The following is a 14585-nucleotide window of genomic DNA, read 5'->3' as shown; positions in this document are numbered from 1 at the left end:
ATGTATTATAACATAGCTTGAATCGAACTGTCTTTTAAAAAACGATTCAATTTGTTTCTTTAAAAATTTTTAGTAAACGTTCCTGCCACGAGTTCTTTCTTTGCGGCTTGAATTCCTTTTGGTCAAGCCGAATTTCAATACCATCGATATCACAACACTGGTCAAGCGGTTGTTTTTCTTCGTCAAAATGAGCCAATAAAAAACACCGTCGACAACTAGTACAGTGAATGTATTCGAGCATCGTTTTTAGCTGCTGCTTTTTTTCCCACTCATTTTGCTTTAAAATAGCAAACCATTTGTTGGCACCATGCTCATTGATTTTTGCTTGCCATTTTTCCTGCAATGGGGAAAGCATCAAAGATTGCGGCGTCATTTCCAGCTGTTCTCTTTCTGCACTTAGTTCCTTTTGAAAGAAATAATGGATGGTTTCGTCTCCAGGACGATAGAGTAAGATCGCATAGCTTTGCTTGCCATCTCGACCTGCTCGGCCAATTTCTTGACTATAGTTTTCTAACGAATCCGGCAGATCATAATGGATCACAAAGCGAATATCTTGTTTATTGATCCCCATTCCAAAAGCATTTGTGGCGATCAATAACTGCAGCTCGTTCCGACTAAACTGCTGCTGAAGGACTTTACGCTGATCACTGGCTAATCCACCGTGATAATACCCCACAGAATACTTGCCGCGTAATTTTTGATAAAGTTCTTCCACCTTGTTTCTAGTGGCACAATAAATAATTCCCGCACCTGACAATTGCTGCAAGTAATGCATTAAAAGCGTGTCTTTTTCTTCGCCGCTTTTATCAACGATCAGTCCAATATTTTTGCGATCCATTCCATAGCGAAAAACTTGATGCGTTTTTCCTAAAAGGTTTTGTTGAATATCTCGTGCCACCTGTTCGGTTGCCGTGGCAGTCAAAGCCAGAGTCGTTGGTGCTTTTAATTGTTGTTTGACCGCAGCTAGCTGAAGGTATTCTGGTCGAAAATCGATCCCCCACTGAGAAACACAGTGTGCCTCATCTACGACCAGCAATGCGATTCTACTATTTGCCAATGCTTGGAGAATCGTCTTTTGAACAAGCATCTCGGGACTAATAAATAAAAATTTATACTGCTGTAGATGGCTAAGAACAAATTTTCGTTCAGCGAATGATAAGAGACTGTTAAAAGCGATCGCTCGTCTCTCACCATTTTTTTGCAAACTATACACTTGATCTTCCATCAAAGAAAGCAATGGTGATACGATTACTACCAACCCTTCCAGCAAATAACCCGGCAGTTGATAGCATAAGCTTTTGCCGTTACCAGTGGGCATGATTGCTAATGTATCCTGATGATTCAGAACCGATTGGATCACTTCTTTTTGACCTGTCCGAAAATGGGAATGACCAAAATAGTGTTTGAGCGCCTGTTCTAACATAGGATCCCTCGCTTTTGTGCAATTTGATTGATTCGGATACTTAAAAAATCCAGCGGCACTTCTTTTTGAAGAATGTGATAAGGTAATTTCCATGACAATGGAGGGAACTGCTGCTTTGTGGCAAAATAGTGATAAGGAAACTGATCATCGATGATCGCCCATTCAATCAAGTGATCGTTGACTGTTCCTCGCTTGATCTGTCTAAGTGCCATGATTTCCTCAATCGACTTCCCGCTGAGAAATAAGCGACGGGTCTTCAGCATGCTTTGGTTGAGGTTTTCTTGATAAAACGGGTTTAACCCTGCTGCTAAAAGAGGAGATTGCTTCTTTGCCACTGATAAAAAGCAGTGGATCGCTGCCGCTGGAAAAAACTGATTCCAAGGCATTTTTTGGTAGTTATCTGGTAACAGCTGAAAAAAAGTCTGACCAATTTGCTCAGGTCCTGTCAACGTCCCTGCCAAAAAGTCGGCAAATTCTCCCGGAATCTGCTCGAAGACTGTCCAAAGCTCAGTAAACAACGCCTGCTTCAATTTTGGGTGCTGCCGAATCAGCTGCCGAACCGGTTCTGTGAACATAGGAGTGTTCTCCACAGGAATATATCGATTACTGATTTCTTGAAAAGCAGCCGCTTGAACAAGCAGCTGTACCAAGCGCCACATCTGTTCCCCCCGGCGACCGAATTGAAAATAATTTAAATGACGGCAGAGTGTCTCTACTTCAGTAAGCGTTGCAGGTGCAACTGTCTGGAGAAACCCTTTTTCATCTGCTACAAGTTGTTTGGCAGCAATCAGCGCCGTGATTCTTTTATTAAATTCATCCTCTTCAAGATTCGGCATTGCTTGAAAGTAACCTAAGCGATCATAAAAAAAAGCATAACTCAATACTGAACTCGTTCGTTTGCCGTAAAGTATTTGATAAATGGTTGACGGACGCAACTTGTCAGAATGATGAAACAACGCTAAAATAAAAGCATCCATATGTCTATACTTACCTCCAGAAAGGAAACAATTCCATGTCTCAACGCTGCAAAATCATTCCTGAGCGCTGTATCGCTTGTGGATTATGTGCGGTCTGTGCCCCTGATATTTTTGATTATGATGAAGATGGTATCGTCTTATTTGCTCAAGAACCAGCCGCTCGGCAACAGTTTATCATAGAAGATCAGCAAGAAAAAGTCTTAGCTGCATATAAAAAGTGTCCTACTCGGGCGATACTGTTAGAAAAATAAAAAGATCGCGTTTGCTCAAAAGCAACATACGATCTTTTTTATTATTTTCCAACTGGTGAATGTTGCGGTTGTTTACGAGCCAACCAAGGCAACAACTTCGCATGAAGGATCAAGAAGACCCCACTGACGATAACTCCTTTGATCAAGTTAAAAGGAATAATACCGATGCTGACATAACGCGCTAATGACATGCCAAGGAATTGATCTGCTGTAACACCAAAGAAGCGCAGGTACAATGGTGTGATGACATATAGATTGGCAATACTCATAAAAGCAGTTAATGCGAGGATTCCTGTGACCACTCCCACGAATTTATTTTTCGCATGGATCCCTTTACGGAAAAAGTAGTACATTGGCAAAGTGAAGACACAGGATGCCAAGAAACTTGCCGTGTCTCCCACGAGATCTGCTGGTGAAAAACCAGATAGAAACAAGTGTAAGAGAGAACGTAGAAACGCGGTTGCCACGCCAGCAAAAGGACCGAATAAAAACATGACGATCATTACTGGAATATCGCTAAAATCGATTTTCAAAAAGCTAAACGCCGGGATGATGGGAAACGCAATAAACTGTAAGACTGTTCCCATTGCTGCACACATTGCTATTGTTACCATTTTTCTTGTTTTGTTGTTCATTAATACAAATCCTCCTAAGTTCAGGATTCCTCTTCAAACGAACCTATTAAATTTCCTTGATTCCTTACTTGTCGGCGCCAGACAAAGTAAAAAATGCCCTCTTTTCCACAGGGAAAAAGAGGGCATTTGAAAAACCATAGGCAAATCAAATACGCTCTATCTTCTTTATCCAGACTTTACTGTCGGTATCGGAATTTCACCGATTCAGCTACTTCAAAAGAAGTAGGTCGTGGACTATCACCACCGGTCGGGAATTGCACCCTGCCCCTGAAGACGAACCTTTTATTTATAATACATGTTTCATTATACACAAAAATTCTCGATTGACAAATTTTTTAAGCATCTTTTGCTGTGTGCTGGTTATTTCACTTGTTTTTTTAATTCATTGACTTCTTTTTTCGTCAACTCCCGATACTCTCCAGGGCGCAACCCAGCTAATGTCAACGAACCATACATTTCCCGTTTCAATTTTTGGACCGGTAAACCAACTGCTTTAAGCATATTTTTCACTTGATGATTACGGCCTTCATGAATCGTCAATTGGACGATACTTGTTTGAGTAGCAGCGTCTGTCGACAAAATCTCAAAGCGAGCAGGTGCGGTTTTCTTGCCTTCGATCCGAATTCCTCTAGACAAGGGCAATAGTTGTTTTTTATCAGCGATTCCTTTCACTTTTGCCACATAGACTTTATCCACTTCATGTTTTGGATGCATCAGTTTTTGTGAAAGATCGCCGTCATTGGTCAGCAATAATAAACCTGAAGTATCATAATCCAATCGTCCGATTGGGTAGAGACGTTCTGGAACTTCAGTAAAAAAGTCTAAAACAACTTTCCTTTTTTTATCGTCAGTTACTGCTGAGATTACGCCACGTGGTTTATAGAGCATATAGTAGACGGGCGATTCTTGTTCAATTGGGACACCGTCAACTTCCACGCGATCTTTGGCACTCACCTGTACTCCTAGTTCCTTAACAATTTGACCATTGATACTGACACGACCTGCCACAATCAACTCTTCTGCTTTTCTGCGAGAAGTGATTCCAGCATGTGCGATTACTTTTTGCAAACGTTCCATTATGAGTCTCCTTCTTGTTTGTAACGATCATAAAAAAGATCCACTGGTCCATCTTCTTCGAGTTCGTCTTCCATTGCTTGAATATCAGGTAATTCGGCTAATGATTTTAGACCAAAGTAATCCATGAAGTATTCAGTGGTTCCATATAAAATTGCTCGACCTGGTCCATCAACACGGCCTTTTTCCTCGATCAATCGTTTTGCGACTAATTTCTGTACGGAGCCGCTGGACTGGACCCCACGAATCTCTTCTACTTCGATTCGTGTGATCGGTTGCTTGTAGGCAATGATCGACAATGTCTCTAACGCAGCTTGCGAAAGAGAGTTGCCCATTGGCGATTCTGCGTATTTCTTTAATAACGGTGCGACTTCTTTCTTTGTGGACAAAACAAAATGATTCCCAACTTCTAAAATATGCAAGGCTGAATCTTCATTTTCTTCATAACGCTGATTCAATTCTTGCAAGTACTGATAGACAGCCGCAGTTTTGCTATTGACTAAGTAGCTTAATTCTTCTAATCCGATCCCTTCATCTCCTACGACAAAGAGAATCGCTTCTATTTCACTATATTTACTCATCTGTTTTACCTGCTGGGTAAAGCAAGATCGATTCATAGTTTCCTTCTTGCTCTACTCGAATATATCCTTTTTTCATTAATTCTAATAATGCCATGAAAGTGGTAACGACTTCTGTTTTGCTGTAATTGGTGAAAAAAGAATCAAAACGTCGTCCCTTTTTGGCATTTCGTTGCTGCATTTCCAATTGGATCGTCGCCATTTTTTCATCAATGGTACTTTCATCTGGTGTGATCTTTGTCTCCAGTACTTTCCGACTCTTTTTCTTTTCAAGCATTTTATGAAAAGCCAAGAATAAATCGATCGTGTTGAACCGGTTGGCTGCCAATTCATCACTTTTTTCTTTATAGGCATCGACATCCATCGGATCTTTCGTAAAGTATAAACTTCGTTCTTCCGCTTTTTCGGATAATTGTTCGGCTGCGTATTTGTATTTACGGTATTCCAATAGCTGAGCAACCAGCATATCCCTTGGATCTTCTTCATAAGGATCGTTTTCTTCAATCAAGATCTCTTGTTTTGGCAGCAGCATCTGGCTTTTGATTGCCATCAGTGTAGCAGCCATCACCAAGTATTCTCCGGCAACCTCTAACTCTAAACTTTTCATTGCATGAATATATTGCATATATTGTTCGGTGATCGCTGCAATTGGAATATCATAGACATCGATCTCCAATTTTTGGATCAGATGCAGCAACAGATCCAACGGTCCCTCAAAGACATCTAGTTTGATATTGATTTCTTCCATGTCTTCCTCTATTTCTAGGCACGAGGAAAGTGCTGCTTATACACTTCCGTCATCCTTTTTTTCGTAATATGAGTATAGATCTGTGTCGTGGATATATCTGCATGCCCTAATAATTCTTGAACGGTACGCAAATCGGCACCATTTTCCAATAAATGGGTGGCAAAACTATGCCTTAGCGTATGTGGCGTCACATTTTTTGTAATGCCTGCCTTGCGCACGAGAGCCTTTAAGTTTTTCCAGATTCCTTGACGAGAAAGTTGTTTTCCATGATTATTGACAAAAAGATGACTCTCTTCTGGATGTTTCCGAGTCAAAAAAGGGCGTGCTTCTTCCAAGTAAGTTTCGATCCACTGAATCGCCAGATCTCCTAAAGGAACGATTCGTTCCTTGTCACCTTTCCCTGTCGTCTGCAACAGACCCATGCTTAAATGAAGGTCTTTCAGTTGCAACCCGATCAGTTCACTGACCCGAAGGCCGGTAGCATACATCACTTCTAAAATCGCACGATCGCGGATTCCCAACACTTCTTTGGTATCCGGTGTCTCGATCAAGCGCTCAACCTCAGAAAGGCTCAATGTATCAGGCAGTTTCTGTTGTTTTTTTGGGGAATCGATGTGCTGCATAGGATCATGATCCGTAAAGCGTTCTTGACGGAGAAATTGATGAAACCTTCTCAAGCTTGATACCATTCGAATAATGGTCGCCGAGGATTTCCCTGATTGCTGCAATTGCTGCAAAAAAGAGAGGATCAAGACACGATCCACCGCCTGCCAATCTTTGATGTGCTGTTCCGTCAAAAATGTAAGGTACTGCTCTAGGTCGCGCTCATAACTTTTACGGGTATTTTGGGATAGCCCCCGCTCAATCGTCAGATAATGCAAATAATCGATGATCTGTTCTTTCATACACGTCCCCCCTACTTTCAACCTCTTTATCATAACAAATTAAAGTTTGATATGATAGTAGTTCAACCACAAAAAAAGCTGAGGAGCAATTACGCTTCACTCAACTTCGCTGCATTTTTTGTCTGACACTTCTGACACACTCCATGAAAAGTCAATCGGTGGTCTTTTACTAGAAAATGGTATTTTTTCTCTACGATGTCTTCGACACCTGTCAGCAGATCTTCTTCTACTTCTTCGATACTGCCACACTCTAAACAAAGCAAATGGTGATGGAAATGCTTTGCTCCTTCTTTGCGCAGATCGTAACGAGAAACACCATCATTGAAACTCACCTTGTCCACGATTTTTAGATCAGTTAAGATTTCTAATGTACGATACACTGTAGCTAGTCCAATTTCTGGACTTTTTTTGCGCACAAAAAAGAAAATTTCTTCTGCAGATAAATGATCTTTCTCATTCTCCAAAAGAACCAACAAGGTAGCTTCTCGTTGTGGAGTCAATTTAAATCCTGATTCATGAAGTTGTTTTTTTGTCTTCTTTAAAGCAGCAGTTGTATTCATACAGGCCTCCATACATCGCTAATTTATAACGATTCTAATCTAAGAGACGTCAACTCTTAGATAATATTGTAATCATTATAAATTAGAATGAGAAAAGATACAAGCATTCTCAATTGGATTTTTTGACTTTGATGGTGAAGCCGTCTTTTTGTTCCACTAAACGCTGTTTCATCAAGGTACCGATCGCCCGCTTGAATTGGCCTTTACTGATACCGAATGTCTGCAGAATCTCTTCTGGTGTCGATTTATCAGTAAAAGGAATACGATGATCTGCAGCTCGATCCAAGAATGTCATGATCATAGCAGCATCATTTGAAATTGCTTCATAAGCACGAGGCTTCAATGATAAATTCAGAACACCATCCGGGCGAACACCAATTACTCGTCCTGAGACAACTTCTCCTAAACGTGGTTCTTGGTATCTTTCGGAAGGATGGATAAAGCCAATGTAGAAATCATCCGTGAGCAAGTAAGTTCCCGCAAGTTTCAAGCGATAGACTGTCCCTGTAATGTCAGCATTCTTCAACGTCTCTGAACCACGTTTACTCAATGCTTTAAAAATCTTTTCATCCGCTAAAGAAGCCCAGATTCGATCCTTTTCATCCACCGTCAAGCTGACCATCAAGCGATCGCCTTTCTTTGGCCAAAGTTCCCGCATTGTTGGTAATTCATCTAATGATACCACCATATCTTTATCTTTGAGCCCAATATCGACAAAAACGCCTAAATCTCGACGACTGTCCGTGACAGTTCCGAAAGCATAATGTCCTTGGCGGCTTTTAGGAATCTCCGTAGTGATTACGAGTTCTTGTTTTTGATTCTGATAACCAAAGCCCTCCACAGCTTCTCCAAGATGGTGCTCTCCTTCTGCTTTTGATAAGCGAAAAGTCAGACCATTTTTTTGTACAAAGTAATTTTGATCATTCTCATCAATGATCAATCCGCTAAAAACGGATGCCAATAAGTCTTTCATTTTTTCTCTCCTTAGAAATGATTTACTAGAAAAAGAATCGAATCGCCGCCATCGTGATGACACCTGTAACAACGATCTTCATCAAATCTTTTGTATAATAACCGACCACTAGCGCTGGTAAACAAGCAACGGTTTCTTTGACTTTAAGCAATGGAAATTGTCCTTCACGAAAAACCAACAGATTTTGAACAAGCAGCGCCCCAAGAATACAAAGGGGTAAGTAGCTTAGAAAGATCGTGAATTTTTCAGGAAAAACTAATTTCTTCGAAAATAAAAACGGCAGCACCCGAGGTATCCAAGTAACGACACCACAAGCTATCATCAGTATAACAAAATCAATCATGATGTGTCACCGTCCCTATCAAACATCCAATCAAAGTGGCAGCAATCACGGCTACTTCAGCTGTTGAAATTCGCATAAAAAGGACCAATGAAATTACCACAGCGGCTAGCACCAGCACCGTCTGCTTGGTCTTCTTTTTTAAAGGCAACTCTACTTGAAAAAGGAATAAGCCAACAAACATAGCCACTAGTGCAAAGTCCAGTCCTAATGCTTCAGGATCAGGAATATATGACCCTAACAACGCTCCTAAGAAAGTGGCAAAGATCCAACTTAAATAGGCCATGACATTCAATCCGTGAGTCCATCGGGTAGTGATTGGTTTGTTTTGTTGCAAAGCTGTCGTTAAAACTCCATAGGATTCGTCTGTCAGCAATGTGCCGATGCCAATTCCTGACACTAATGAAGCAGAACGGAAATAAGGTGCTACCGATAAACTCATCAAAAAGTGGCGTAAGTTTACTAAGAAAACTGTCGCAACGATCGAAGTAAACGGTGCTTGAATAGCCAAAAGGGCACAGATGATAAACTGGGCACTTCCAGCATAGACAATGATCGACATCAAGAGGACTTCAATGACCGTCAAGCCGATTCCTTTCCCCACGACTCCCATTGCAAAACCAATGCCTAGATAACCCAGAATCGTTGGAATACAGGCAATAACTCCATCACTGAACTGTTCATATCTTTCAATTTTCTGCAACAAAAAAACCTCCGTTTCCGATTGATTATCATCCATCATATCGAAAAGCCGGAGGAGAAACAAGCTGTTTTTTGATTCAATAATGTAATTATGCTGAAAATTTTCTAAGTGTCACCCATCACCGAATCGTATGATCATTTCCATTTCCACGGAAATACCCGGTTTTGGCATTCACTGTAAAGAGATACATTGGAAAAGCGGAATCACCGGTTCCTTTCAACAAGGAGCCTTGGTTGTTGGTCGCATAAAAATTATAGTAACCTTCTCCATTCACGATTCGTACGCGCTCAAAGGTATAACCCCCTTCAACGACATAGCCGCGAGCAATTGCGGTTGCAATGATCTTTTCTTGGACACCAGGCGCCCAATTCCAAGCTGGATTGCTAGAGTCTGCCAAATCACTTTCACGTGCTGGAATGATTGGTTGATTATTGGTATTCGTTGGTGTATTCGGCGATAATACATAATCAGCTTCAGAAGACTGGCTATTGTTAGCCGTAGTTGTTTCTTGAGCTGCGGCGGCTTTTTCCGCTTGTGCCTGAGCTGCTTCTTGGGCCGCCTTCTCTTTAGCAGCCTTCTCGGCAGCTTCTTTTTTCTTCAGTGCAGAATCAATCGGTGCTATCTCAGCAGTCAATTGCTCTTTTAAAGAAGCAATCGGCAATGCATCGATCTTCTTCACTAAATCATTGTAGCTTTTTCGCGTGACTTTGTCAGAAAGTTCACCCTCTTTATTCAAAGCAACCATGCTTTTGACTGCATTTCGTACTTCTTCGATCTGGGCATACTCTTTTTGCCCTTGATCAATCGCCCGATTTACTAATTGATCGAATGGTGTTTCAGCTGTTCTTTTTGACATAGTCACTGCCGAAGGCTCTTTTAAGGAAACCTTCTGCAATTGATCTTCAATGATCACTGGACTAGTGAAATACCCATTGATTTCCGAAAGAGTCGCCATCTTTTCTTTGATTGTTTCAGACTGAGCCAACAAGTCCGGGTAACGGCTTTCCGTTTTATACTTGGCTAGTCGATCAGTCAATGCCGTCAATTGCATAGTTGTTTTGTCTGCTTTGATAAATCCTTGGTTATCGTCGGTATAAAAATCGGCTAGATCCGCTTCGATCTGGTCCAGCTCACTTGCTGTCGCAATTTGTTCTTGACGAGCGGTCTCTTCGTAATAATACCAGCCACCTGCAGAAACAAGTACCAACGCCGCAGCCGCTACATAGAATTTTTTGCGTGACTTTTTATTTTTGGGCAGTGGATCGGTTTTACTCTTCGTATTTTCAGATACCGCTGTTTTTTCTGGAATTTCGGCAAGCTTTGTTTCTTCTGCTTCAATTTTCGGTTGCGGACTCTCTGTTGATTGAGGGCTTTCTGAAGATTCAGCAATCGCTGCAGTATCAGTTTGTTCATCTTCTAATCCAGATTGAGATTGTTCCTCCGTTAGAGGAAGAGCCTCTTTATCGTCCGTGACTTCCGGTATCACTGGAACATCTGTCGCATCTTCATCCATCTCTGAATTTTTATGTTGACGAATATAAGCAGATAAAATAGCCGAATCGTGATCTTCAGGGACCTCGGCTGAATCTACTAAATCATTGGGCTCTGCGGAACTTTCTGCGATCGATTGGATTCCTTTGTCTGATCCAGACACTTCATTGCTTTCATTTCCACTGTGCATCGATTGTTCTGCTGACTGATATTCAAGTGACTGTGATTCGATCGTTTCGGACGCATCTGATAGCGTTTCTTTTGAAACGGGTGTCTGTTCTATATTTGGGTTCGTTATCAGCTCTTGCACGTTTACGTCGTCTTCTGACTGATTGTTCTTTGACTCATCAGTTTCATTCTTGTCTTCGAAATGTTCAATTAATTCACCTAAGGGAACATCCTTAAAATCAGACCAGCGGATATCATCATTTTGCTGCGGATTCTTTTCGGATACCGTCTCATTCGTATGAGGGGCTTCTTTTTCATTTGCCTCATCCGCTTTAACAAACTCAAAGCCGCAGTTTGGACATTTCTTTTGTGCATCAATTGATTCAAATCCACATTGAGGACATGTTTTCATCATTTGTTCGAATTTGCTCCTTTTATTTTGAACCTGCTTCGGCAGGTATCTGTTCATCGTTGAAAGGTTTCATTTTACTACAGAATATCACACTTATAGACTTGCCCTTTATTCACTGGCTTTGGTGAAAAAACTCTCTGTACCAAAATGATTCACCTTCGTGTAAATGATTCACAAAATTAAATTTATCATATTCAAAGCAATTAGCCAACACTTGCTTCGTTACGTTTTTATTAAGTTCATTACTTTTCCTACGAAAGTTGGCTAAACCACAAGAAAAAGACTTCTCCAAGCATACTTCTTGGAAAAGTCTTTGTGGTCTCAGTTTTATTCTAGAAAATCTTTTAATTGTTTTGAGCGGGATGGATGGCGTAATTTACGTAACGCTTTTGCTTCGATCTGACGAATCCGTTCTCTCGTTACACCAAAAACTTTTCCGACTTCTTCTAAAGTACGTGTCCGACCATCATCGATACCAAAACGCAATCGCAAAACATTTTCTTCACGATCGGTCAACGTATCTAGTACGTCTTCCAGTTGTTCTTTCAACAATTCGTAGGCTGCATGTTCGGCGGGACTTGTCGCATCTTGATCTTCGATAAAATCGCCTAGATGGGAATCATCCTCTTCACCGATCGGTGTTTCCAATGAAACTGGCTCTTGTGCGATTTTCAAGATTTCACGTACTTTTTCAGTTGGCAGATCCATTTCTGCTCCGATTTCTTCCGGTGTCGGTTCGCGACCTAGATCTTGCAGTAATTGCCGTTGGATTCGAATCAATTTATTGATTGTTTCCACCATATGGACTGGAATCCGAATCGTCCGTGCTTGGTCGGCAATAGCACGAGTGATTGCTTGACGAATCCACCAAGTGGCATAAGTCGAGAACTTGAATCCTTTGCGGTAATCGAATTTTTCAACAGCTTTCATCAAGCCCATGTTTCCTTCTTGGATCAAGTCCAAAAACTGCATCCCCCGACCAACGTAACGTTTCGCAATACTTACAACGAGACGTAAGTTGGCTTCAGCTAACCGTTGTTTCGCTTCTTGGTCGCCTTCTTCGATTTTTAAAGCAAGGGCTACTTCTTCTTCGGCAGTCAATAAGGGTACGCGTCCGATTTCTTTCAAATACATCCGTACCGGATCATTGATCTTGACACCCGTAGGAGCGGAAAGATCTTCTTGTGGTTGCGTTGCTTGCTGCTTTTCATTGCTCTTCAAACTATGAACGGAAGGCTCCCCATTCTCATCTACTACACTGATCCCTGAGTCTTCCAGTTTTTGGATCAGCTTGTCCATTGCGTCTGCATCTAAAGAATAAGGGGTCGCTAAATGATTGGTTAGTTCGTCATAAACGACTTGTCCTTTTGGTTTGTTTTCTTTGATAAATTCGGCAACAGCTTTGTCATATGTTTTCTTTGTTTCTTCTGCCATGAAAGAAAGCCCCTTTCAGTTCGCTATTTAGCTTGTTTCAACCGTTTGGTCAAATCAATGATCGCAATTGCTAATTCCAACTCTAATTGCTGGTTTCCTTTTTGTCGTGCTTCTTGCTGCTGGATTCGTTTTTGATTGATTTCTTCAGCAATGCCCGACTTACGAAATACCTGCAGAAGGTCTTGGAATTCTTGTTCCGTCCCCTCTTCAGAAGCCTTGATATCAGCGATCTCGATCACTTGTTGTTTCATTTGTTCATCTTTCAAAAAATCCAAGAATTTTGCTAGGATAAATTGCTCTTCGGTTTCCATATACGCATCGTATAAAAAATAGATTTGTTGGTATTTATCATGAATAAACGCAACACCGGTACTTTTAAAACGAGGATTCAGCGTATTGTCATGGAACAGACGATATAACAGTAATTCCTCCGCCTTTTCTACCTGAGTTTTCCGTTGCTGTCGTGGTGGCGGTGGTGCTACACTCACTGCTTCACGAACTGGCGGTGAAGGCGTTGGGGTCGGCTGCGTCTGTTTTAACTGACGCAATTGCGTCTGTAGTGTTTCTCGACTAATATGAAATTCAGTTGAAAGTTGTGTCAAGTATCGGTCTTGTTCTAGCAAAGAATCTACATGCTGTAATTCTTGCAAGACCTCTTGGACATAATCGATCTGTTCTTTTTCATTGGCCAAATTGCGATTGGCACGATGAAAGTCCATTTTGAATGCAAACACCGTTTCTCTGCCATGCATGGCCAGTTTGAAAAAGGCCTCTGTACCATACTTTCGCACATAATCATCCGGGTCCAGACGTTCAGGGACTCGAACGACGGAGAGATTCACGCGGCTATGTTCTTGTAAAAGATCAATCCCGCGATTCGTTGCATTGATTCCTGCCTGGTCACCATCATAGCAAAGGATGACTTCTGTAGCGACACGTTCAATATTGGCAATCTGCTGGTTCGTCAAACTAGTTCCCATTGAAGCGATCCCGTTCTCAATTCCTGATTGCCACGCTGCGATTACATCCATAAAGCCTTCAAATAGAAAGACTTGGCCTTCTTTTCGGATTGATCGCCGGGCTTTATCAAAGTTGAAAAGTACTTCACGCTTATTGAAAAGCATTGTTTCCGGACTGTTCAAATACTTGGGCTGGTCTTTGCTATCATCCTGTTCCGTTTGAAACCAGCGTCCAGAAAAACCGATGGTCTTTCCTTGAGGGTTCCGAATCGGAAACATGATTCTTTGATAAAAACGGTCAGCAAGTTGCCCATTGTTCCTTTGTACAAAGAGACCTGTATCCGCAAAAAATGCCGCATTTGCTTTTTCATTCAAAAAAACTTTTTCCAAAAAGGCACGCTCGTTAGGCGCAAAACCAATCTGAAATTCGTCAATCAGTGCCATCGTCAATCCGCGTTCCAGCAAATAATCCAATGCGCCTTGCCCGGCAGCCGTATTGACTAACATGTGATGATAGACTTCAGCAGCTTTTTCATGCAACGCGATCAATTGATTTTGCTGAGAAGAGGTTGCATCAATTGCTTCGGTTTGCTTGTATTGCTCATCTAAAGGGATATCACTGATTTCTGCAACTTTCAAAACAGATTCTGGAAAACTTAATCCTTCTAACTCTTGCAAAAAACCAAAAACATTGCCTCCGCGGCCACAGCCAAAACAATGGTAGATCTGCTTGTCTTCTGCCACAGAAAAAGAAGGTGACTTTTCGTTGTGGAAGGGACATAATCCAAAATAGTTTTTCCCAGATTTCTTCAACTGGACGTACTGACCAACGATATCAACGATATTGCTTCGTTCTCGAATATCATCAATGACCGTTTGAGGTATTCGTGCCATCCACTCACCTCCATTCGGTAAGTATTCCCGTATTCATTAGGTAAAAAATCGCACCAATCA

At 41.4% G+C, this 14585-nt stretch carries 15 protein-coding genes and 1 riboswitch; of the genes, 1 reads left to right on the top strand and 14 read right to left on the bottom strand.

Annotation, left to right across the window (positions count from 1 at the left end):
- Window positions 1-46: 46 nt before the first annotated feature.
- Window positions 47-1423 (bottom strand): RecQ family ATP-dependent DNA helicase, encoded by a 1377-nt coding sequence (locus DVW06_RS08320; RefSeq protein ID WP_005472169.1) that lies wholly within the window; start codon window positions 1421-1423, stop codon window positions 47-49.
- Entirely contained in the window at window positions 1417-2400 is a 984-nt protein-coding gene (locus tag DVW06_RS08315) for a helix-turn-helix domain-containing protein (RefSeq protein ID WP_003126811.1), read from the bottom strand. The genes DVW06_RS08320 and DVW06_RS08315 overlap by 7 nt, the downstream gene beginning before the upstream one ends.
- Before the next feature lie 35 nt (window positions 2401-2435).
- Here DVW06_RS08315 and DVW06_RS08310 point away from each other — a divergent pair, with 35 nt between their 5' ends.
- On the top strand, window positions 2436-2651 hold the full coding sequence (locus DVW06_RS08310; protein ID WP_003126810.1) for a ferredoxin: 216 nt from the start codon (window positions 2436-2438) through the stop codon (window positions 2649-2651).
- Window positions 2652-2692: 41 nt separating this feature from the next.
- Here the strand turns inward: DVW06_RS08310 and DVW06_RS08305 are convergent, their stop codons facing one another.
- The 12 genes from DVW06_RS08305 to dnaG all read right to left on the bottom strand — a co-directional run bounded on the left by DVW06_RS08305 (window position 2693) and on the right by dnaG (window position 14525).
- On the bottom strand, window positions 2693-3286 hold the full coding sequence (locus DVW06_RS08305; protein ID WP_003126809.1) for an ECF transporter S component: 594 nt from the start codon (window positions 3284-3286) through the stop codon (window positions 2693-2695).
- Window positions 3287-3440: 154 nt separating this feature from the next.
- Window positions 3441-3565: riboswitch (FMN riboswitch) on the bottom strand.
- An 81-nt stretch (window positions 3566-3646) separates the two neighbouring features.
- Window positions 3647-4363, bottom strand: coding sequence for a pseudouridine synthase (locus DVW06_RS08300; RefSeq protein ID WP_137264556.1), 717 nt, complete (start codon window positions 4361-4363; stop codon window positions 3647-3649).
- A complete protein-coding gene (gene scpB / locus DVW06_RS08295; protein WP_003126807.1) occupies window positions 4363-4941 on the bottom strand; it encodes an SMC-Scp complex subunit ScpB in 579 nt (192 codons plus the stop codon). The genes DVW06_RS08300 and scpB overlap by 1 nt, the downstream gene beginning before the upstream one ends.
- On the bottom strand, window positions 4934-5686 hold the full coding sequence (locus DVW06_RS08290) for a segregation/condensation protein A (protein ID WP_003126805.1): 753 nt from the start codon (window positions 5684-5686) through the stop codon (window positions 4934-4936). Before DVW06_RS08290 ends, scpB begins: the two co-directional genes overlap by 8 nt.
- Window positions 5687-5700: 14 nt before the next feature.
- Window positions 5701-6591 (bottom strand): site-specific tyrosine recombinase XerD, encoded by an 891-nt coding sequence (xerD, locus tag DVW06_RS08285; RefSeq protein ID WP_003126804.1) that lies wholly within the window; start codon window positions 6589-6591, stop codon window positions 5701-5703.
- An 89-nt stretch (window positions 6592-6680) separates the two neighbouring features.
- Entirely contained in the window at window positions 6681-7151 is a 471-nt protein-coding gene (fur, locus tag DVW06_RS08280) for a ferric iron uptake transcriptional regulator (protein ID WP_003126803.1), read from the bottom strand.
- A gap of 109 nt (window positions 7152-7260) precedes the next feature.
- Entirely contained in the window at window positions 7261-8124 is an 864-nt protein-coding gene (locus DVW06_RS08275) for a CvfB family protein (RefSeq protein ID WP_003126802.1), read from the bottom strand.
- 25 nt (window positions 8125-8149) lie between these two features.
- Window positions 8150-8467: an AzlD domain-containing protein gene (locus DVW06_RS08270; protein ID WP_003126801.1), complete on the bottom strand. Its 318-nt coding sequence runs from the start codon at window positions 8465-8467 to the stop codon at window positions 8150-8152.
- Complete coding sequence (locus tag DVW06_RS08265) at window positions 8460-9167, bottom strand: AzlC family ABC transporter permease (RefSeq protein WP_003126799.1); 708 nt, start codon at window positions 9165-9167, stop codon at window positions 8460-8462. Before DVW06_RS08265 ends, DVW06_RS08270 begins: the two co-directional genes overlap by 8 nt.
- Window positions 9168-9285: 118 nt before the next feature.
- Entirely contained in the window at window positions 9286-11241 is a 1956-nt protein-coding gene (locus tag DVW06_RS08260) for a cell division site-positioning protein MapZ family protein (RefSeq protein WP_005472165.1), read from the bottom strand.
- A gap of 324 nt (window positions 11242-11565) precedes the next feature.
- Window positions 11566-12672, bottom strand: a complete 1107-nt coding sequence (gene rpoD, locus DVW06_RS08255) for an RNA polymerase sigma factor RpoD (protein WP_003126797.1) — start codon at window positions 12670-12672, stop codon at window positions 11566-11568.
- Between the two features lie 23 nt (window positions 12673-12695).
- Complete coding sequence (gene dnaG, locus DVW06_RS08250; protein ID WP_137264555.1) at window positions 12696-14525, bottom strand: DNA primase; 1830 nt, start codon at window positions 14523-14525, stop codon at window positions 12696-12698.
- Between the last annotated feature and the right edge of the window lie 60 nt (window positions 14526-14585).

This window comes from Enterococcus sp. ARL09-542, assembly GCF_005234805.1.
Taxonomy (GTDB): Bacteria; Bacillota; Bacilli; order Lactobacillales; family Enterococcaceae; genus Enterococcus_D; species Enterococcus_D gallinarum.
This window is presented reverse-complemented; position numbering and strand designations above follow the sequence as displayed.

Excerpts from the sequence above, each read along its gene's own strand:
- DVW06_RS08320 (WP_005472169.1), bottom strand. The coding sequence starts at position 1,423 with ATGTTAGAACAGGCGCTCAAACACTATTTTGGTCATTCCCATTTTCGG.
- DVW06_RS08315 (WP_003126811.1), bottom strand. The coding sequence starts at position 2,400 with ATGGATGCTTTTATTTTAGCGTTGTTTCATCATTCTGACAAGTTGCGT.
- DVW06_RS08310 (WP_003126810.1), top strand. The coding sequence starts at position 2,436 with ATGTCTCAACGCTGCAAAATCATTCCTGAGCGCTGTATCGCTTGTGGA.
- DVW06_RS08305 (WP_003126809.1), bottom strand. The coding sequence starts at position 3,286 with ATGAACAACAAAACAAGAAAAATGGTAACAATAGCAATGTGTGCAGCA.
- DVW06_RS08300 (WP_137264556.1), bottom strand. The coding sequence starts at position 4,363 with ATGGAACGTTTGCAAAAAGTAATCGCACATGCTGGAATCACTTCTCGC.
- scpB (WP_003126807.1), bottom strand. The coding sequence starts at position 4,941 with ATGAGTAAATATAGTGAAATAGAAGCGATTCTCTTTGTCGTAGGAGAT.
- DVW06_RS08290 (WP_003126805.1), bottom strand. The coding sequence starts at position 5,686 with ATGGAAGAAATCAATATCAAACTAGATGTCTTTGAGGGACCGTTGGAT.
- xerD (WP_003126804.1), bottom strand. The coding sequence starts at position 6,591 with ATGAAAGAACAGATCATCGATTATTTGCATTATCTGACGATTGAGCGG.
- fur (WP_003126803.1), bottom strand. The coding sequence starts at position 7,151 with ATGAATACAACTGCTGCTTTAAAGAAGACAAAAAAACAACTTCATGAA.
- DVW06_RS08275 (WP_003126802.1), bottom strand. The coding sequence starts at position 8,124 with ATGAAAGACTTATTGGCATCCGTTTTTAGCGGATTGATCATTGATGAG.
- DVW06_RS08270 (WP_003126801.1), bottom strand. The coding sequence starts at position 8,467 with ATGATTGATTTTGTTATACTGATGATAGCTTGTGGTGTCGTTACTTGG.
- DVW06_RS08260 (WP_005472165.1), bottom strand. The coding sequence starts at position 11,241 with ATGATGAAAACATGTCCTCAATGTGGATTTGAATCAATTGATGCACAA.
- rpoD (WP_003126797.1), bottom strand. The coding sequence starts at position 12,672 with ATGGCAGAAGAAACAAAGAAAACATATGACAAAGCTGTTGCCGAATTT.
- dnaG (WP_137264555.1), bottom strand. The coding sequence starts at position 14,525 with ATGGCACGAATACCTCAAACGGTCATTGATGATATTCGAGAACGAAGC.